The organism is Hoeflea sp. AS16, assembly GCF_038900095.1.
Classification (GTDB): domain Bacteria; phylum Pseudomonadota; class Alphaproteobacteria; order Rhizobiales; family Rhizobiaceae; genus Hoeflea.
Map to the genome: position 1 here is coordinate 39,668 of NZ_JBBMQQ010000010.1, position 19,574 is coordinate 59,241.

The 19,574-nt window shown below is 61.7% G+C and carries 16 protein-coding genes; 4 read left to right on the forward strand and 12 right to left on the reverse strand.

Annotated elements, in window-relative coordinates; all coding sequences use genetic code 11:
- Positions 1-69 precede the first annotated feature (69 nt).
- A complete protein-coding gene (locus tag WNY80_RS19385; RefSeq protein ID WP_342889052.1) occupies positions 70-498 on the forward strand; it encodes a hypothetical protein in 429 nt (142 codons plus the stop codon).
- A gap of 9 nt (positions 499-507) precedes the next feature.
- Here the strand turns inward: WNY80_RS19385 and WNY80_RS19390 are convergent, their stop codons facing one another.
- From WNY80_RS19390 to WNY80_RS19400, 3 genes are all read right to left on the reverse strand, one after another.
- Positions 508-825 (reverse strand): AzlD family protein, encoded by a 318-nt coding sequence (locus tag WNY80_RS19390; protein ID WP_342889053.1) that lies wholly within the window; start codon positions 823-825, stop codon positions 508-510.
- Positions 822-1,532 (reverse strand): AzlC family ABC transporter permease, encoded by a 711-nt coding sequence (locus WNY80_RS19395; RefSeq protein WP_342889054.1) that lies wholly within the window; start codon positions 1,530-1,532, stop codon positions 822-824. The genes WNY80_RS19390 and WNY80_RS19395 overlap by 4 nt, the downstream gene beginning before the upstream one ends.
- 156 nt (positions 1,533-1,688) lie before the next feature.
- Positions 1,689-2,411: a spermidine synthase gene (locus WNY80_RS19400; RefSeq protein WP_342889055.1), complete on the reverse strand. Its 723-nt coding sequence runs from the start codon at positions 2,409-2,411 to the stop codon at positions 1,689-1,691.
- 352 nt (positions 2,412-2,763) lie between these two features.
- On the opposite strand from WNY80_RS19400, the gene WNY80_RS19405 reads away from it, so the two are divergent.
- The gene (locus WNY80_RS19405; protein ID WP_342889056.1) at positions 2,764-4,263 is read left to right on the forward strand and encodes an inorganic phosphate transporter; all 1,500 of its coding nucleotides are present in this window, start codon (positions 2,764-2,766) and stop codon (positions 4,261-4,263) included.
- A gap of 57 nt (positions 4,264-4,320) precedes the next feature.
- Here WNY80_RS19405 and WNY80_RS19410 read toward each other — a convergent pair whose 3' ends face one another.
- Entirely contained in the window at positions 4,321-4,881 is a 561-nt protein-coding gene (locus tag WNY80_RS19410; protein WP_342889057.1) for a hypothetical protein, read from the reverse strand.
- A gap of 164 nt (positions 4,882-5,045) precedes the next feature.
- Positions 5,046-7,151: an NAD-dependent DNA ligase LigA gene (gene ligA / locus WNY80_RS19415; protein ID WP_342889058.1), complete on the reverse strand. Its 2,106-nt coding sequence runs from the start codon at positions 7,149-7,151 to the stop codon at positions 5,046-5,048.
- Between the two features lie 154 nt (positions 7,152-7,305).
- On the opposite strand from ligA, the gene WNY80_RS19420 reads away from it, so the two are divergent.
- Positions 7,306-7,905 (forward strand): hypothetical protein, encoded by a 600-nt coding sequence (locus WNY80_RS19420; protein WP_342889059.1) that lies wholly within the window; start codon positions 7,306-7,308, stop codon positions 7,903-7,905.
- A 66-nt stretch (positions 7,906-7,971) separates the two neighbouring features.
- Here the strand turns inward: WNY80_RS19420 and recN are convergent, their stop codons facing one another.
- The 7 genes from recN to WNY80_RS19455 form a co-directional block, all read right to left on the reverse strand.
- Positions 7,972-9,645 carry a DNA repair protein RecN gene (gene recN / locus WNY80_RS19425; RefSeq protein WP_342889060.1) on the reverse strand — a complete coding sequence of 558 codons (1,674 nt, stop codon included), beginning with the start codon at positions 9,643-9,645 and terminating at the stop codon, positions 7,972-7,974.
- Between the two features lie 11 nt (positions 9,646-9,656).
- Positions 9,657-10,523, reverse strand: coding sequence for an outer membrane protein assembly factor BamD (locus tag WNY80_RS19430; protein WP_342889061.1), 867 nt, complete (start codon positions 10,521-10,523; stop codon positions 9,657-9,659).
- A 180-nt stretch (positions 10,524-10,703) separates the two neighbouring features.
- Complete coding sequence (gene lpxC / locus WNY80_RS19435; RefSeq protein WP_342889062.1) at positions 10,704-11,657, reverse strand: UDP-3-O-acyl-N-acetylglucosamine deacetylase; 954 nt, start codon at positions 11,655-11,657, stop codon at positions 10,704-10,706.
- 289 nt (positions 11,658-11,946) lie between these two features.
- On the reverse strand, positions 11,947-13,674 hold the full coding sequence (ftsZ, locus tag WNY80_RS19440; protein ID WP_342889063.1) for a cell division protein FtsZ: 1,728 nt from the start codon (positions 13,672-13,674) through the stop codon (positions 11,947-11,949).
- Between the two features lie 57 nt (positions 13,675-13,731).
- On the reverse strand, positions 13,732-15,060 hold the full coding sequence (gene ftsA, locus WNY80_RS19445) for a cell division protein FtsA (protein WP_342889064.1): 1,329 nt from the start codon (positions 15,058-15,060) through the stop codon (positions 13,732-13,734).
- Positions 15,057-15,986 (reverse strand): cell division protein FtsQ/DivIB, encoded by a 930-nt coding sequence (locus WNY80_RS19450; RefSeq protein WP_342889065.1) that lies wholly within the window; start codon positions 15,984-15,986, stop codon positions 15,057-15,059. The genes ftsA and WNY80_RS19450 overlap by 4 nt, the downstream gene beginning before the upstream one ends.
- On the reverse strand, positions 15,974-16,912 hold the full coding sequence (locus WNY80_RS19455) for a D-alanine--D-alanine ligase (protein ID WP_342889066.1): 939 nt from the start codon (positions 16,910-16,912) through the stop codon (positions 15,974-15,976). Before WNY80_RS19455 ends, WNY80_RS19450 begins: the two co-directional genes overlap by 13 nt.
- Positions 16,913-17,629: 717 nt before the next feature.
- Between WNY80_RS19455 and WNY80_RS19460 the strand changes: the two genes are divergently transcribed.
- The gene (locus WNY80_RS19460; protein WP_342889067.1) at positions 17,630-19,543 is read left to right on the forward strand and encodes an EAL domain-containing protein; all 1,914 of its coding nucleotides are present in this window, start codon (positions 17,630-17,632) and stop codon (positions 19,541-19,543) included.
- The last annotated feature ends 31 nt before the right edge of the window (positions 19,544-19,574 follow it).

The following is a 19,574-nucleotide window of genomic DNA, read 5'->3' on the forward strand; positions in this document are numbered from 1 at the left end:
TGCGTTGCAGGTTTGACATGGAAGCCTGCTATCCATTTTGCTCGACAAACACCATCAAAAGGCCATTGCATGAAACCGCTTCGCCAAACCTCGCTTTCACTGCTTGTTCTCAGCCTGGCAATCGCGCCCGCCGCTGCGATCGAGATCAAGTCGGTCTCGGTCGCCGCCGCAGGCAAAGCCCATCTTTGCAACAAGCTCGGCGGCAAGGGCCTTGACCCGAGCATCACGATAAAACACGCAGCCAAGGCAGGCGATACGATCAAGGTGAAGATGTATGATGTGCTCTCCACTGGACGGATCATCCAGCACAAGACCAAGACCATCAAGTCGGAAGCCGATGGCAGCACCACGCTGACCGCCAATTTCCTGCCCCCCTGCAACACAACAGGTGGAAGGGCCAATTCTTCCTACCGGTTTGACGTGACGTCGAAGGGGGCTTCGAAAAAGACCGTGCGCTGGTTCGATTTCAACAGCAAGACCGGAAAGATCAGCCGCTGACCCGGCGTATCACAGCCCGGCGGTCCTCAGTGCCACGATCAGAACCCAACCGATGCAGAACATCGCCATCATCGGCACCCTGAAGCCGACCACCAGGCAGACGGCCAGGGTCAGTGCTTCGGCCGGCCCACTGGAAACAGCGGCAGGAGCGACAAGCGTCGCCAGCACCGCCGCCGGTACGGCATTCAGCGCCGCATCGACGCGGGGCGGAATCCGCTTGAACCGCGACAGCACCAGGTGCCCGCCAAACCGTGCCGCATAGGTGACGATGGCGGCCCCGAAGATGGTCCAGACATTGACGGGCAGCCCGAGAAACATTCCGTTCATGGCGCCTCCTCCCCGGCTTCAGGATCCGGCAGCGGCAGCAGCATTGCCGCAATCACACCGCCGAGCGCCCCCACGCTGACATGCCAGGGCGAACCCACGGTGTAGAATCCCGCAATCGATCCAAGCCCGGCGACAATCACCACCGGCAGCCAGTTCGGCCGCGTGCGAAATCCCATGACCAGCCCGAGGAAATAGATCGGCAGCAGGAAATCGATCCCCAGCGCCGCCGGATCGTTGATCAGCCTGCCGAACAGCGCCCCGACCCAGGCTTCCACGATCCAGAACACATAAACCGGCAGCGCCATACCCATGTACCAGCTCATGGTCAGCGGTATCTTGCGGTCGGCCCGGGCCTCGGAGGCCGCATATTGCGGATCGGTGAGAAAGAAAAAGGCGATCATCCTCTGCCAGCCGGCAAACAGCCCGGTGCGGCGGCCCAATGCCGCCGAATAGAGCACGTGGCGGAAATTGACCGCGAACACCGACAGGATGATGATCCAGGGCGCGATATGCGCACCGAACATTTCCAGCCCGACCATCTGGCTGGCGCCGGCAAACACCAGCGTGCTCATCAGCACCGCCTCGCCGACCGTCAATCCGTTGTCGACAGCCAGGGCGCCAAACAGCATGCCGAACGGCGCTGCCGCAGCCACGATCGGCAGGCTGTCGCGAACACCCTGGAAAAATTCCGGCCGGGTTTTGGACATGCAAAGACTCTCCTGTGTCCCCGCTGGATAGGTCAGCATTGCTGACCAGTCAATTGAATAGGATTGATCCTGGGGTCAAGCGAAGTGATGGGGCGAAGTGATGGCGCGGAACGATGGGCGGCATCACCCGATCCCACCCGGCGCTGAACAAGGCTGTCAGGCTTGGGCCTTGCGCGCCAGATACACCGTCTGGGTGAAGGGCTTGTCCTGCAGCGGGTTGTGAAATGTCACCGGTTCGGCCCAGGCCTGGCTGAACACGCCGGCAAGCCGTTCGGTGAAAGCCGCATCTGTCTGTTCATCCGACCACAGGCCGAAAATGCCGCCGGGCCTGAGATGTGCGGCCAGCTTCGCCAGCCCCTCCGGCTGATAAAAACTTTCGCTGCGCGCATCGAGCAGCGCATCGGGGGAATGATCGATGTCGAGCAGGATGGCATCGAACTGACGGCCCGGTTTGTCCGGATCGAACCCGGCCTCGCTGCGGGCCAGGGCGAAGAAATCGCCCTCGACCAGCCGGCAGCGATTGTCTCCGGTCAGCTCCGGCCCCAGCGGCAGCAGGCCTGTCCGGTGCCAGTCGATCACCGCCTCGAGATATTCGACGACAATCAGCGAGCCGGTACGCGGCTCGTCGAGCGCCGCCTTGGCGGTGTAGCCGAGACCCAGTCCGCCGACCAGCACATCGAGGCCCTCGCCTTCGCAGGCCGCCAGCCCCAATTGCGCCAGCGCGATTTCCGACGCCGTGAACAGATCCGACATCAGGTGCTCTTCTCCGAGCTTGATCTCCAGAACATCAACCCCGAGCCGCGCCTCGCGCCGCCGCCTGAGCACCAGCGCCCCGATTGGGGTCGGGCGATAATCGAGTTCTTCGAACAAACGGCTCATGCGATCTCCTCCGCCGTGACGGGCGGTCTTTGCGGGCACTACGAAAGCCCTTGCTCAGGCCTTATCCGTGGTTTGACCATGCATGACAAGCGGCAGCACCGCTTCCCGACACCCCGCGCTCAAGGCTCATGCACTCCGGTCAGAACGCTGACCATCCGCAGCGCCAAATGGCCGCATAGGGCTGAAACAGTGCCTTCCGCGCCACCAAAACGGCAAAATGCGCGAATATCCGTTGATACGCCAGACCTGCCGCTTGACTGCAATGCCCCGGACCTTCATCGACTGCGGTTACAGGACTGTCACATTCGGCTCTCGCCGGATCCGGACCGGAACACGGGAAGCATCACCTCACATGGCTGAAACCTACCGCAAGCCCACCCTCGACAAGGATCTAGACAAGCTCGCGACGATGGAGGAGGCAACCGGCCTCATCAATCGCGGCTTTGTCACGCCCGGACTTGCGATCGTCTTCATCTTTCTCTGCGCCGTCATTGCCGCGGTCTTCGTCACCGGCCAGCCCGGCGCGGTGGTGATCATCGCTGCAGCCACGATCGGTGCCTACATGGCGCTCAATATCGGCGCCAATGATGTGGCCAACAATGTCGGCCCGGCTGTCGGCTCGCAGGCGATGACGCTCGGCGTTGCGCTGGCCATTGCCGCCGTGTTCGAAAGCGCAGGCGCACTGATTGCCGGCGGCGACGTTGTCTCCACCATCTCGAAGGGCATCATTGATCCCGTCGCGGTCTCCGATCCCAATGTCTTCATCTCGGCGATGATGGCGGCGCTAGTCTCGGCGGCGATGTGGATCCACCTCGCCACCTGGCTGGGTGCCCCGGTTTCCACCACCCACTCGATTGTCGGCGGCGTCATGGGCGCGGGTATTGCCGCAGCCGGCGTCGATGCCGTCAACTGGTCGACCATGGGTTCGATTGCCGCCAGCTGGGTGATCTCGCCCTTCCTCGGCGGCCTGATCGCCGCCAGCTTTCTTGCCTTCATCAAGACCGCGATCATCTACCAGGACGACAAGATTGCCGCCGCGCGCCGCTGGGTGCCGGTGCTGATTGCCATCATGGTTGGCGCCTTCGCCACCTATCTGTCGCTCAAGGGCGTCAAGGCAATCATCAAGATCCCGATGGGCACCGCCATGCTGATCGGGCTTGGCGCCGCGATTGTCAGCTGGCTCATTGCCAGGCCGGTGATTGCCCGCCAGTCCCGTGGCCTTGAAAACCGCAACCAGTCGCTCAGAAAACTGTTCGGCCTGCCGCTGATCTTTTCCGCGGCGCTGCTGTCGTTTGCCCACGGCGCCAATGACGTGGCCAACGCCGTCGGTCCCTTGGCGGCGATCGTCCACACAGCCGAACTCGGCGAAGTCGCGCCCAAGGTGGTGATCCCGCTCTGGGTGATGGCGGTCGGCGCGGTCGGCATTTCGCTCGGGTTGCTGCTGTTCGGACCGAAGCTGATCCGCATGGTCGGCAACCAGATCACCAAGCTCAATCCGATGCGCGCCTATTGCGTGGCGCTGTCGGCGGCCATCACCGTGATCATCGCCTCATGGCTGGGCCTGCCGGTCAGCTCCACCCATATCGCCGTGGGTGCCGTGTTCGGTGTCGGCTTCTTCCGCGAATGGTACACGGAGAATTCGACCCGCCGGGCCGAATATGTCGCCCGTCACCAGATCAACTCGACCGACGAGGCAACCGCCAAGCCAACGCGCAACGAAGACCAGCGCCGCCGCAAGCTCGTCCGCCGCTCGCATTTCATGCAGATCATCGCCGCCTGGGTGATCACCGTGCCGGCTGCAGCCGTGTTGTCAGGGTTCCTGTTCGTGGTGCTGCGCGCCGTGCTGGCCTGAAACCGGCAAGTTCGCGGAGCAAGGCAAGAACCTCAATCAACCACAACACCTAGGCCGTCAGGCGTCCGTTCTCGCAGTGATGCAGACTTCGATTGTCTCCGGCAGGCTGGCAGTACTGCCGTCCGCAGCCTCCAGGCTGGCTTCCCACTTGATAATGCCGTTCGGAAACTTGCTGCTGGAAATGATGCCCGCACACCCGTTGAACTCAGCCGTCGACTGACCATCGGAAAGCGGTTCGGTCGATGCCGTCACCGCGGTCGGATCCGGCTTGCCATCGGGCAGCAGGCTGTGCGAAAGAAGCGCCCTGACGCCCGGCGGCAGCCCCTTGACCATGGTTTTGGTGACCACGAAGACATCCGTGTAATCGGGATTCGAACGAACCGTTTGGGAATATTGGTTGGAGGTATCATGCCGCACGAGAGTGTGGCTGGCCCGGGTGATTTCGTAGTAAATCCCGGATTTCTGTTCAGGAGCAAGCAACTTGCGGCCTGGCGCGCGTTCACCGCCACGGCGGCCTTTCAACCAGAAATAAAGCAAACCGCCGAGAACCAATAAAAGCAGAGTTGCCGTCATAACGCCCATGACGCTGCCTCCCTCTAGTGCCCATACCCCGAGCATGCCGAATCATAGCAGCATTGAATAAAGTATGCATATTCTCATGCAACCTTTACACGCAGAAAACTTCATGCGGGAACAGCATCGGCAACCGACGGGCTGCCCATGTTCAGGCCTTCGCCAATTCTGGGCGCGTCGGAGACGGCGACAGCAGGTGCTTTGGGATTTCAGCTGACGAGTTCGAACCAGCCGTCTTCGCTCATGGTACGCACACCGAGTGCTTCGGCCTTGGCAAGTTTCGAGCCTGCGCCGGGGCCGGCGACAACGATGTCGGTTTTCTTTGACACCGAGCCCGCCACCTTGGCTCCCAGCCGCTCGGCCATCGCCTTGGCCTCGTCACGGGTCATCTTTTCCAGGCTGCCGGTAAAGACGACCGTGAGGCCCGCGACGGGGGAATCCTGCGTTGGTTTCTCGGCCTCGAGAATGGTCAGTTGCTCGGTGAGCCTGTTCACCATCTCGATATTGTGCGGCTCGCCGAAGAAGCGGCCGATGGATTCGACCACCGCCGGTCCGATGTCGTCGAGCGCGTCCATCTCCTCGATTGCCGCGGCGTCGCCATTGGCGATCGCGATCGCCGCCTGATGCACCGATTCCCAGTTGCCATAGGCGCGCGCCAGCGTCTTGGCGGTCTGCTCGCCGACATGCCGGATGCCGAGCGAAAAGATCAGCCGGTCGAGTGCAACAGTGCGCGCCGCGTCGATGGCGTCAAACAGCTTTTGCGCCGAAGTCTCGCCGTAGCCTTCGCGGTTCTTCAGCCGCTGTAACCCGTTGGCCTCATCGCGCTCTTTTAGCGTGAAGATGTCGGCCGGCTGGCGGATCGGCAGCAAGGCATCGTCGTAGAAAAACTCGATCTGCTTCTCGCCCAGGCCGTCAATGTCAAAGGCCTTGCGCGAGACAAAATGCTTGAGATGCTCCTTGCGCTGGAACGGGCAGGCAAACTCGCCCGAACAGCGGCGGATGACGCCTTCGACCCCACCTGCGGTTTCCTCGCGGATCACCGGTGTCTTCAATTCGCACGGACAGACCTTCGGAAACTCGAAATAAACCGCATTCGCAGGGGAATCGACCACCCGCAGGATCTGCGGAATGACATCGCCCGCGCGCTGGATCTCGACCGTGTCATGAATGCGCACCCCGAGCCGCTCGATCTCCTCGGCATTGTGCAGTGTCGCATTGGTCACCACCACACCGCCGACGGTGATCGGCTCAAGCCGCGCCACCGGGGTTAGCGCGCCTGTGCGGCCGACCTGGATGTCGATAGCCGTGAGCTTGGTGACAGCTTTTTCAGCCGGGAACTTGTGCGCAATCGCCCAGCGCGGGCTGCGCGAGCGGAAACCCAGACGCTCCTGCAGGTCGAGCCGGTCGACCTTGTAGACCACCCCGTCGATGTCATAGGGCAGATCTGCCCGGGCGAGCCCGATTTCGTTGTAGTGGCCGATCAATTCCTCGACGCTGTGCAGACGTTTGGTCAGCGGGTTGACCGGGAAGCCCCAGGCCGAAAACACCTCGATCATGCCATGCTGGGTATCGGCCGGCATCTCCGACATTTCGCCCCAGGCATAGGCAAAGAACTTCAGCTTGCGGCGTGCTGTCACCGAGGCATCAAGCTGGCGCAGCGAGCCTGCGGCGGTGTTGCGCGGATTGACATAGGTCTGCTTGCCTTGCGCCGCCATGCGCTCATTCAGCGCCAGGAAATCCGCCTTGGCCATGTAGACCTCGCCGCGCACCTCCACCACCGAAGGCGCACCGGCGGGAAGCATGTTGGGGATTTCGGAGATGGTTTTGACATTGGCGGTAACGTTTTCGCCCGTGGTGCCGTCGCCGCGGGTCGCAGCCGACACCAGCTTGCCGTCCTCGTAGCGGATCGACATCGACAACCCGTCAATCTTCGGCTCGGCGGTCAGTGCTATCGAGTTGTCCGGCAACTGCCCGAGGAAGCGGTAGATCGAGTTGACGAAATCACGCACGTCCTCGTCGGAAAACGCATTGTCCAGCGACAGCATCGGCACCCGGTGGATGATCTTGCCAAACCCTTCGGCAACGGCAGCGCCGACCTTGTCAGAGGGTGAATCCGCCAGTTTGAGATGCGGAAACCGTTGCTCGATGGCAAGGTTGCGCCGCTTCAGCGCATCATACTCGGCATCCGGAATGATCGGCGCGTCCTGACGGTGATAGGCCTCGTCATGACGTGCGATCTCGGCCGCAAGCCGCGCAAGTTCGGCTTTTGCCTCTGTTTCGCTCAGCGCGTCCACGGGCTTGGTCTCGTTCATCATCTGCGGCACTCCGGAATCGAGAGTGTTTTAGCGCAACTGGCGCGAATGAAAAGCCGCTTGCCACATCACGGCAGTCAATCGGGCTTTAATAATTCGCTGTTAGGGTGTCCGGGAAAACGACCGTCTTGGAAGGGCAATCAGGAAGAACGGACGAATGATCGTCGGAGCCATCAACGCCATCACGAAAGCCCCTCTTACCCAACGCACTGTCCCGGCCCCCCCGCAATCTGGCGATGACTCGTCGGATGCGCTCTCCCGGCTTGGCAATCTTACCGAAGCTGCGGCCCACAGCCGCAAGGCGTTGGCCGAGGAAAGGCTCAAGCAACTGCGCGAGCAGATGAGCCAGCTGATGCTGTTCGACATGACGCCCGGCGCGCTGGCTAGCCAGTCAGCCCAGTTCGCAAAGGAACTCAAGGCAGCGGCGGAGGATTTCGCCGGTGCATTCGAGGCGCTTGCCGCGATCGCGAACGCCGACACCGCCGGCATGTCGCTGGCGCAGCAGGCCTATCTCGATCTCGATGACGGACCACAGGCCACCATGCCGGTTCACAACGAAGCCGATATGGAAACCATGGCGAGCTTCGCCAGCACCGCCCGGCAGATCGACAGCATGGCCGAAAGAGCCAGCGGCAGACTCGATCCCAGGGATGGCGCCGTGACACGTATGGCCGAAGCCCGCAGCATCGCGTCCGCCATCGTCGGCCTGATGACCAGCCTGAGCAAGGCTTCAGCGCCACGGGCGTTCTACTGGTAAGGAACCATAAAGTTCTGCAAGCCCCCGGACTTTGCCAGATCCGGGCCTCGTCAAACCCAAATCAGCTCAGATATTGCCCTCGAGCAATCGCGCCGCCGCGGCCCGTGCCTCAGCGGTAACATGCTCACCGGCCAGCATCCGGGCGATTTCCTCGCGCCGCGCATCGGCGCCCATGGTGGAGACCCGCGTCGACACCGTTGTCGAGCCCGCTTCTGACGGCCCCTTGGCGATCAGCAGATGCGTCGCAGCCCGCGCCGCCACCTGGGGCGCATGGGTGACAGAAAGCACCTGAACACCATCTGCCAGCCTTTTCAGCCGTTTGCCAATGGCATCCGCCACGGCCCCGCCCACCCCGGTGTCGATCTCGTCAAACACCAGCGTCGGCGCCGAACCACGATCGGCCAGCGCCACCTTGAGCGCCAGCAGGAAGCGCGACAGCTCGCCACCCGAAGCCACCTTCATGATCGGGCCAGGGCGCGATCCGGGGTTGGTGCGCACATGAAAGGCGATCGTGTCGATGCCCGACGGCCCGGCATGGGCGACGTCGCTCGCAATCTCGACGAGGAACTCGGCCCGTTCCAGCTTCAGCGCCGGCAATTCGGCCATCACCGCGGCCGCCAGCGCTTCACCGGTCTTGTGCCGCCGCTGGGAAAGCTGCTCGGCTGAATGCAGGAAAGCGGCCTTGGCCTCGTGAACCCGGGCTTCCATGGCGGCGAGTTTGTCTTCGCCGGCATCGAGATCGGAAAGATCGGCAACCATCCTGGCCGCCAGTTCCGGCAAGGCCTCGACCGGCACATTGTACTTGCGTGCAGCCCCCCGCAGCGCGAACAGCCGCTCCTCGGTCTCTTCCAGTTCGCGTGGATTGAAATCGGCAGCCCGAAGCGCCGTCTCAACCGCCGTCTGCGCATCCGCCAGCGCATTGAGCGCCGCATCGAGCGCCGCCACCGTGTCGTTGAGCAGTTCCGGCGCTTCCTGCGCCTTGCGCTCCAGCCGCCGCACCAGCCCGCTGATCACCGGCATCGGCGAGCCCTGACCATTGAGAACCTCGTTGGCTTCGTTGATGTCGCTCGCCATCTTCTCGGACTTCATCATCAGCGAGCGGCGAACCGCGAGCTCTTCCTCTTCGCCCTCGACCGGATGAAGCTTCTCCAGTTCATCCACCGAAGACCGCAGCCAGTCGGCTTCCCGCCGGGCTTCCTCGACTTTTGCCCGGTGCGCCTTCAGCGCCCGCTCGGCCTCGCGCCATCCATCGTACAGACGCCCGACATCCGCCGCCCGTTCGCTCAGGTCGCCGAACACGTCAAGCAGCGCCCGGTGCGCGTCGGTGTCGATCAGCGCCCGGTCGTCGTGCTGTCCGTGAATTTCCACCAGCAACGATCCCGCCTCGCGCATCAGCGCCACGCTGGCCGGTTGATCGTTGATGAACACCCGCGTGCGGCCATCGGCCGACTGCACCCGGCGGAACACCAGGTCGCCATCATCATCAATGTCATTGGAGCGCAGCAGCTTGCGCGCGGGATGATCGGCACCGACGTCAAACACGGCGGTGACCTGGCCCTTATCGGCACCATGACGCACAAGGCTGCCGTCACCTCGGCCGCCAAGCGCCAGCGACAGGCTGTCAAGCAGGATGGATTTGCCTGCGCCGGTTTCGCCGGTTAGCACCGACAGGCCAGCGTCAAACTCGAGATCAAGCTTCTCGATCAGTACGATATCGCGGATCGACAGCTGGACAAGCATCGCCGTCCGTTTCAGGAGCCGACGAGGACGGACCCGGCACGCGAAATCCAGGAACCCTTGTTCTCCCGCGGCTCAAGGCCACGGGTCTTCAGGAGCTTGTAGGAATCCGCATACCACTGGCTGTCCGGGTAATTGTGTCCGAGCACGGCGGCTGCCGTCTGTGCTTCGCTTTCCAGTCCCATCGCGTAATAGGTCTCGACCAGACGCGCCAGCGCCTCTTCGACCTGGCGGGTGTTGGGATATTGCTCGACCACGGCGCGATAGCGGTTGGCCGCGGCCACATATTCCTTGCGTTCCTGGTAGTAGCGGCCGATCTGCATTTCCTTGCCGGCCAGCTGGTCGCGGGCGTAGCGCAGCTTGGCCTGACTGTCCTCGACATATTCGGAATCGGGATAGCGCTCGATCACCTCGGTAAAGGCAGCGATGGCGCGGGCCGAAGTCCGCTGGTCGCGCGTTACCTCGGGAATCTGCCGGTAATAGGAAAGACCGACGATATATTGCGCGTAAGCTGCATCTTCATCGTTCGGATAAAGGCTGAGATAGCGCGACGCGGTGTTGATCGCCTCGGCGTAGCGGCCCTGCCGGTAATTCGTAAACGCGCTCATCACCATCGCCTTGCGGGCAAACTCCGAATAGGGATGCTGCTTGTCGACGGCTTCGAACTTGCGTCCGGCTTCGGTCAACTGGCCCGCCTGCAGGTTTGCAAGGCCCTGGTTGTAGAGCACATCGGCCGGCTCGACGGTCTGCGCATAGTTGGAGATGTCGATATCGGGATCGGATTGACAGCCGCTGACCACTGACGACACGCCAGCCAGCCCGGCGACAATGAGCGCAACTCGAATCGCGCGCCCGCGCCTACCTTCGACCGAAGTATCCATCCTGCAAACCTCTCAACAGCCGCGAAAACAAATGTCTCGCAGAACCAGACCAGCGTTTCTATCCGGAAATGCCCGAACTTCGCAACGTCATGAAGACGCTTTGCCGCAATTTTGTGGCAATGATCCTCTTCAATATCACGAGTTTAGAACCGATGGTGACAGGAAAACGTGTTCGAGCCGTTAAAGGGCCCAGGGAGCGAACACTGCGGCATTGACGGCCACCAGTTCACCATGGCGAACCGTGTTGCGGCGGGCCGGCGCTTCAACCACCTCATAGGCCGACTGATCGGCCAGCAGCGCCCTGAGCGCCAGTGCGTTGAGCTTGTGGCCACCGCGATAGCTGCGGTAGCAGCCGATGAACTGGGCACCGGCGAGAGCCAGATCGCCCACAGCATCAAGGGTCTTGTGACGGACGAACTCGTCGCGGTAGCGAAGTCCCTCGACATTGATGACCTTGTCGTCATCACCGATCACCACGGAATTCTCGAGTGACGATCCCAGCGCATGGCCCGAGGCCCACAGCCGCTCGACATCGCGCATGAAACCGAAGGTACGGGCGCGCGCCAGTTCACGGCGGAACGTGTCGGCAGTGACTTCGCCCTTCCAGGACTGACGGCCGATCAACGGCGTCTCGAAATCGATGTCGATCTCGAAACGGGTGCCGTTGTGCTGGCTGAATTCAGCCCATGACCCGCCCATTTCAATGCGGACAGGCTTGATCACGCGGATGTAACGGCGCTTGACCGAATGATTGATCAGGCCTGCGGTATCGATTGCCTCGATGAACACGGCGGCGCTGCCGTCCATGATCGGCACTTCGCCGCCATCGAGATCAATGCTGATATTGTCGACGCCGAGCGCATACAGCGCGGCCATCAGATGCTCAACCGTCGCGATCGATCGGTCGGGAGCCTTGCCCAGAAGCGTGCACAGATCCGTGGAGCCAACCTGCGAGGACACGGCGCGAACGCTGACGACGTCGCCGGACGGGAGCTGGCGGTTGAAAACAATACCACTGTCGGGATCTGCGGGATGGAAGGAGATCGAGACATTTTCACCGGAATGAACTCCGATGCCAGAAAGCGAGATTGACCTCGAAATTGTGGTCTGCAGTCCTACTACATCGCTACTCATAAGGTTCGCCGTTTCCCGCAATATCTGGCATGGTCAGTCAAGACCATGATGTCCCCAATCGTCAGGAGCAATCCCGCACCTCCCCAGTGCGAACGACTACCCCAGCCCCGTGTTGTTGTCGGGGAAGATACGGCGATGGGCTCCAGTTTCCAAATCACGCTTTTTTTCCATCTGTTACGAAAACGTAACACCGAGAGGAATTCAAAAACTCACGCGAAACAAGGAGTTAAAAAGGACATGGCGGCCATCGGGCCGCCATGTCCATAAACTGTAACAACCCGTTACGGTTTCACTTGGCCTGACGGCGGAGGAAAGCCGGAATTTCGAGCTGTTCGTCGTCCTGGGCCGAACGCGTCTGCGGCGTCATTCTGCCCTGGTCGTCGAGCTGGCCGCGGCGCGGCGCATAGACGCTCGCCTCGGCAGACAGCGGACGGCGAACCTGCGGCGCATGGCCGGACGGCGCGGCGTGAGCGGCATCGTCCTCTTCGCGGCGCCCGAGCGTGCTTGAGATCCGCTTGAGCAGACCCATCGGGCCGCGTTCGTCGGCATGGGCCTGCGGTGCAGCGCGATGCTCCATCTCGGCCTTGACCACCGGGGGGAAGTCCTCGACGCGCGGCATCCGGGTCGAATGCGGCTCCATCTGCATTTCCGGTGCGGCCTGTACCGGCTGCTGCGGTGCGACCGGAGCGGCTGGGCGCGGTGCGGCGCTCATGGCCGGTTGCGGCGCTGCCACTGGCGGCTGCTGGACTGCGCCTTCACCGGCGACACCGGCAAAAAGACGGCTCTGCGGCTGGAAACCGGGCTGGGCAACAGGCGCAGGCTTGGAAGCCACGCTCTGCGCCGCAAGTTCGATTTCGCCGGCGATATCGAGTTCACGCTCAAGATCGGCTTCCGCCGACAGGATGGTGTCAGCCACGGGATCTGCCGAAGCAGCTGTCGCCGGACGGGAGGCCGTGACTGCCGGGCGGGCAGGCTGCGGCTCGGCGGTGGCGGCAGGACGCGGAGCCGGACGCGCGGTCGGCATGGCCGGACGCTGGTCGACTGCACCTTCGATCCGGTCGATGCCGGTGGCGACAACCGAAACCCGGATGAGACCTTCAAGCGCCTCGTCGAAGGTCGCGCCGAGGATGATGTTGGCGTCGGCGTCGACTTCCTCGCGGATGCGGGTTGCGGCTTCGTCAACCTCGAACAGGGTCATGTCGCGGCCACCTGTGATCGAGATCAGCAGGCCTTGCGCGCCCTTCATCGTGGTTTCGTCAAGCAGCGGATTGGCGATCGCTGCTTCAGCGGCGGCCATCGCGCGGCCTTCGCCCGAAGCTTCTCCGGTGCCCATCATGGCGCGGCCCATCTCGCGCATCACCGAACGGACGTCGGCGAAGTCGAGGTTGATCAGGCCTTCCTTGACCATCAGGTCGGTGATGCAGGCAACGCCCGAATAGAGCACCTGGTCAGCCATCGCGAAGGCGTCGGCGAAGGTGGTCTTGTCATTGGCGATGCGGAAAAGGTTCTGGTTCGGGATCACGATCAGCGTATCGACGCATTTCTGCAGTTCCTCGATGCCCGCTTCTGCAAGCCGCATGCGGCGCTGGCCTTCGAAATGGAACGGCTTGGTGACGACGCCGACGGTCAGGATGCCCTTGTTGCGTGCAGCCTGCGCAACCACGGGAGCCGCACCGGTGCCGGTGCCGCCGCCCATGCCCGCGGTGACGAAGCACATGTGAGTGCCATTGAGGTGATCGATGAGCTCATCGATGCACTCTTCCGCTGCCGCACGGCCGACTTCCGGCTGCGATCCCGCGCCGAGACCTTCGGTGACGGCAACGCCAAGCTGGACCAGCCGGTCAGCCTTGGACATTGTCAGCGCCTGGGCGTCAGTGTTGGCGACTACGAAGTCGACACCTTGCAGTCCAGCATTGATCATGTTGTTGACAGCGTTTCCGCCGCCGCCGCCGACCCCGAACACCGTGATGCGGGGCTTCAGCTCGGTGATATCCGGCTTCTGCAAATTGATGGTCATGGCACCCGTTCCTTCCTTTGGCATGGCCGCACCGCCGCGTCGGCCAATTCTGTGAATTCAAAAACTCTCTTTAAGCCACTGCCCCATGCGGGACAGGCGGCCGCCAGCACCGGCCATGACGGCAAAGCCGCCCTCGCCCGCGCCGTGTGATTCAAGATGGGCGACCTGGGGATAGATCATCAGCCCCACCGCCGTTGAGAATGTCGGCCCCTTTGCCGAGGCCGGCAGTCCCGAGACCCCGAGCGGCCGTCCGATGCGCACGTTGCGCGCCAGAATCCGCCGGGCTGCTTCTGACAGGCCGGTCATCTGGCTGGCACCGCCGGTCAGCACCACGCGCTTGCCGACAAGCGGGCCGTAGCCCGATTGCTGGATCCGGTCGCGCAGCATTTCCAGTGTTTCCTCGACCCGGGCGCGCACGATGCGCGAGACAAGCCCGCGCGGCACGTGGGTCGGCAGATCACGCTCGTCCTCGCCAAAGGGCGGGATCGAGATCACGTCACGGTCTTCGCTCGCCTGCGGCAGCGCCGAACCGTGCACGACCTTGATGCGCTCGGCATCGTCGAGCCGGGTCGAAAGACCGCGGGCAAGATCCATGGTCACATGATGGCCACCGAGCGCGATCGCATCGGCGTAAACCAGCTTGCCTTCGGAAAACACCGAGATCGTGGTGGTGCCGCCGCCCATGTCTATGGCGGCGCACCCCATTTCGGCTTCGTCGGAAACAAGTGCAGCAAGCCCGGATGCATAAGGTGTTGCCACCATCGCCTCGACGGTCAGATGCGCCCGGTTGATCGACAGTTCGAGATTTTTCAAAGGCGCCCGGTCAGCCGTCAGCACATGCATGTCGACGCCAAGCAGGTCGCCATACATGCCGGCCGGATCACGGATGCCGCGCTCGCCATCAAGCGTGTAGCTCGACGGCAGCGAATGCAGGATGGCGCGCTCGTTGAGCTGGCTCTGCCGGGTGGCGGCATTGACCACCTTGGCCAGGTCGCCCGAAGCGATCTCGTGGCCGCCCAGATTGACCGACGCCGAATGGGTTTCGCTCTTCAGCCGTCCGGCGGTGACATTGACGATCAGGCTCTCGACCGTCACGCCTGCCATCCGTTCGGCCCCGTCAACAGCGAGACGCACCGAGTTCTCGACCGCATCCATGTCGGATATCACACCGGCTTTCAGCCCGCGCGACTTCTGGTGACCGATACCGAGAATTTCAACGCTGTGGGTGCGTCCCGACAACACTTCGGCGCCCTCGACCGGCGTCAGCCGGCCGATCATGCAGACCACCTTCGACGAGCCGATATCAAGCACCGTGACTATGCTGACGCGCTTCGACGAAAGCGGCTTGAGCCGGGGCAACATGGAAGAGGGGCGGAACAGACTCACGACTTTTTCCCCGCCTTGATCAGCTTGGCTCGCGCTTCGAGCGCCTGCTTGCGGCGTTCATACGACGCTTCGCTCAGACGCAGCGTTACCCGGTCCTCGAGGCGAAGGTCGACAGCGGTGATATCGCGCGACAGCACATCGCGACCGCCGTCGAACTCGGCAAAACGCTTCAGCGCAGCACCGACATCGTCCGCAGGCAGGCTCAGCGTCACGCCATTGTCGAGCCGCAGGTCCCAGCGCCGGTCGGCGATGCGGATCGCGGCCTTCACCCGGGCGCGCAGCTCGGGGTAAAACAGAAGCCGGGCTTCGAGTTCGTCGGCATGGCGGTCGGCGCCCAGGCCAACATAGAGCGGCAACTCGGCATGGCGGGCGCCGTTGAGCGGTGCAATCACATCGCCGCGCGCATCGATCAGCGAGAGCATGTCGCCATGCTGCCAGATGCCCACCGGTTCACGTTCCGTCAGCCGGACCGAGAGCCCGCGCGGGTAGATTTTCTGTACCTGGGCATCGATGACCCAGGGCAGCTCGATCAGCTTTTCACGCGCCGCATGGGCATCAATCGCCACGACCGAAGTCGAACCGTCGAGCCCGAGCTGCTGCAGGATATCGATGTCGGATGTCTCGACATTGCCGCTGACATGCACGTCCTCGAGCGCAAAGCCAGCACTCGTGGTCACGGCCTGCGTCACCGTTTGGGTATGGCCGCCCAGCGCCATGCCATAAAGGCCGGTGGCGGCAAAGAATGCCAATGCCGCGACCGAGCCGGCATGCGGACGAATGCTGACACGGCCGGTGGCCAGCGCCTTCGCATAGCGCGCCGGACGCCGCAGGAAACGTGGCAGAACAAACGCGCCGGAGAACGTTTCACGTCCCGGCGCGTTTGCCGCCGAAGCGGCTCTGCCCTTGTTTCCTGTTATCGACGACACGAAGCGTCCTCCACCATCCAGCTGACAAATTCTTCAAACGAATGACCCGCCTGCAGGGCCATTTCTGGCGCCAAGGATGTCGGTGTCATGCCGGGCTGGGTGTTGACTTCGAGCCAGATGACCTCTCCTTCTTCGGAGAAACGGTCATCATAACGGAAATCGGACCTGCTCACGCCGCGACAGCCGATCGCTTGATGCGCCTTCAAAGCCAACCTACGTATTTTTTGGTAAACAATTGGTGAAATTTCTGCCGGACAAACGTGTTTGGAGCCCCCGGCGACGTATTTAGAGTCATAATCGTAGAAGCTGTGTCCTTGCGGCACTATCTCGGTCACCGCCAGCGCCACATCGCCCATGATCGTGCAGGTCAGCTCCCGTCCCGCGACGTAACGCTCGACCATGACCGTATCGCCGTATTTCCAGTCTTTCGAGGTGATCACCTGCGGTGGATGCGACTGCCCCTCGCTGACGATGACAACACCGAAGCTCGACCCTTCGTTGACCGGCTTGACCACGTAGGGCGGCGCCATCGGATGCGCCGAGGTGAAATCGTGCCGGTTCATCACCTTCGATTCCGCCACCGGGATGCCGACCGCCTTGGCAACGATCTTCGACAGCCGCTTGTCCATCGCCAGCGCCGATGCGGTGACACCGGAATGGGTATAGGGAATTCCGAGATATTCCAGGACACCCTGGATGGTGCCGTCTTCGCCATAGGGGCCATGCAGCGCATTGAAGCAGACATCGGGCTTCAGCTCCGCCAGGACCGAGGCGACGTCCGGAGTCACATCGACACGGGTGACCTGGTAGCCCGCGCTTTCCAGTGCATCGGCGCAGGCCGTTCCCGAGGAGAGGCTGACCGGACGCTCGGAAGAGAACCCGCCCATGAGCACGGCCACGTGCTTTTTCGATGTGTCAGCGATCATACCATTTCCTCATATCGAAGCGTGTCCGATGCCATGTGGCCTTCCCACCGGCATTTCGCAGCCTTCCCGTTCAAACAGTGCCCAGCGCCAAATCGGGCGCACAATCCGGCACATTACCCCTCAAGATACAAAACGAAGATTGCGCCAAACCGTCCCGAACCACGCCCAGAGCGGCGCAACACCTTGCAAACACGACACATCCGTCCCGATGCAACCTGCCTGATGCCCGCCGATTGTGGACACAGTCGGGCAGCATGGCTTAAACGAGGCAATGGGGTGCGGTGGGCATCATGCCCGTTACGGAGATCGTTGTACCATCAGCAATCCGGATGCCCGGAAGCAATGACCAGACAGCGGCTTCTCCATAAACCAAGTATCGCCGCATCTAGTCATCTTGTTTACCATAAAAAACCATTATCTGTCTTCTTGCTAAATTACCACTGGCAAGCCCGTTCAGCGGTTCAACCCAGAACACTACGTTAACGCTTCTCACCTATGCTTTCAGGTGAAACAAGTGCCTGAATGCAGCTCATGATTGAACTCGCGATCAAGATCCGGCCTTGGCCATCCCTGTATATTTGTCCGTTCACTGGAAATGGATTTGTGGAGCTCGTTGCGCAAGCAGCAACCTGCGCCATTACTCCACAACAACATGGTGTGGCCACACCGAAAACATGATCGTCACCCTGAAATCGCCGACCTGAGAGAAGCATAAGCATGAGAATGACAAAGCTGCTCGGCAAATACATCGCTTCAGTCGATCCGTTGCGGCAACAGGCCATGGCCAACGCCTATGCCCCAATCCTGCGCGCCATTCTGGTCCCGGGCTGCGCCTACTACGTGTTCATAACCTGGAGCCATTGGCAGGATGAAACCGGCCTGACGCTGGCAATACTCGGATCCATCAGCGCGGTCACGGCTCTCAGCTACTACCTGCTCAGACGCTACGGCCTTGCCGAACACTCGATGTCGCTGCAGCGGCTGGAGCTGGCAGGCCTGTTCATGAACCTGCTCATGTACATGAACGTACTGAGCTACTTCATGATCCATTTTGAGCAATCCAAGCTGGTCTATTTCGCCTTGATGGCGGTTGTATTCTCGACAACCGGCGTAACGCTGAGAGGCACGTTGATCAGCGTGTTCCTCTCCCTGGCAACGCTTTACTGGTTCGCCTCCGGCCTTTCGCACCAGGTCTTCACCCAGTATCTCTCTATCGGCGTGGCCACCGCCTTCGCCTCTTTCAGCATGGCTTCGCTGCTGCGCAAAGCCATCCTTCGGCAAATCGACGCACGCCTGCTGGCCGACGAACTGGCTTCCAAGGCCAGGCGGCTGGCCGACACCGACATGTTGACCGGCATTCCCAACCGGCGCGCCATGTTTCAGAAGATCGACTACCTGGTCGAACAGGGACGCCCCTTCTGGATGGGAATATTCGATCTCGACGGCTTCAAGGCCATCAACGACGTGTATGGGCATATCATCGGGGACAGCCTGCTGCGCGCCGTAGTCGCCCGGGCCACCGAACTCGATTTTGACGGCGCAACATTCGGCCGGATCGGCGGCGATGAGTTCATCGCCATCTTCCCCGGGCACCTGAACGAAGACAAGATCGGGTTTCTTGGCAACTGCACCATCGAGGCGATCAGCCGTCCCTACCCGGTTGAACTCATGCAACTCGCAGTCGGCGCCTCGGCCGGTTTTTCCCATTTCCCCAGCATGGGCGTTTCCAGCGCCCAGCTCTACGAGAAAGCCGATTTCGCGCTTTACAAGGCCAAGATCCACAACCGCGGCCAGTGCGTGCTGTTTGACACGGCCGAAGACGAGGAAATGAAACAGGCCATCGAAATAGAGCGCGAGCTGCGCGAAGGCGATCTCGAAAAAGAACTGTTCCTGCTGTTTCAGCCACAATACTCGCCCGTCCACAAACGCGTCGTCAGTTTCGAAGCCCTTGCCCGCTGGCAGAGCCCCAAACTCGGACTGGTGCGTCCCGACCTGTTCATTCGTGCGGCAGAACGCTCAGGCCACATCCGCAAGGTTACGGAAATCCTGTTCAAGAAAGGCCTCGCCGAGCTGGCTGCATGGCCAAGTGACATCAGCCTGTCCTTCAACCTGTCTGCACAGGACATTTCAAGCCATACCTTCATTCTGTCCCTGCTCACCCAGATCATGGAGTCCGGCATCTCGCCAAGCCGTCTGGAATTCGAGATCACCGAAACTGCGGTCATGTCTGACCTTGAAAAATCACGGGCCCTTCTCGATCAATTGCGGGCCAGTGGCTGCAAGATTGCGCTGGATGACTTCGGTTCGGGGTATTCGAGCTTCGAGTATCTCGACCAATTGCCGCTCGACAAGGTCAAGATCGACCGCAGCTTCGTCCGCAAGGTGCCTCACAGCGTTACGTCGAAGGAGATTGTTGCCGGTGTGATCGGCTTGTGCCGCAAGCTGGATTTGCGCTGTGTTCTCGAAGGTGTCGAGACCCAGGATGAAATGGACATTCTGGGCAAGCTCGGACCCGACCTGATCCAGGGATACCTTTACGGCAGGCCGATGAGCGCGGAAGATGCTGTGCGCATGATTCTGGATCAGGACAGGGCCCGGGCCGAACAGGAACCATTGAGCCAGTCTGCGTAAAACGCGACGCCCCCCCCAAGCACCGAGATTT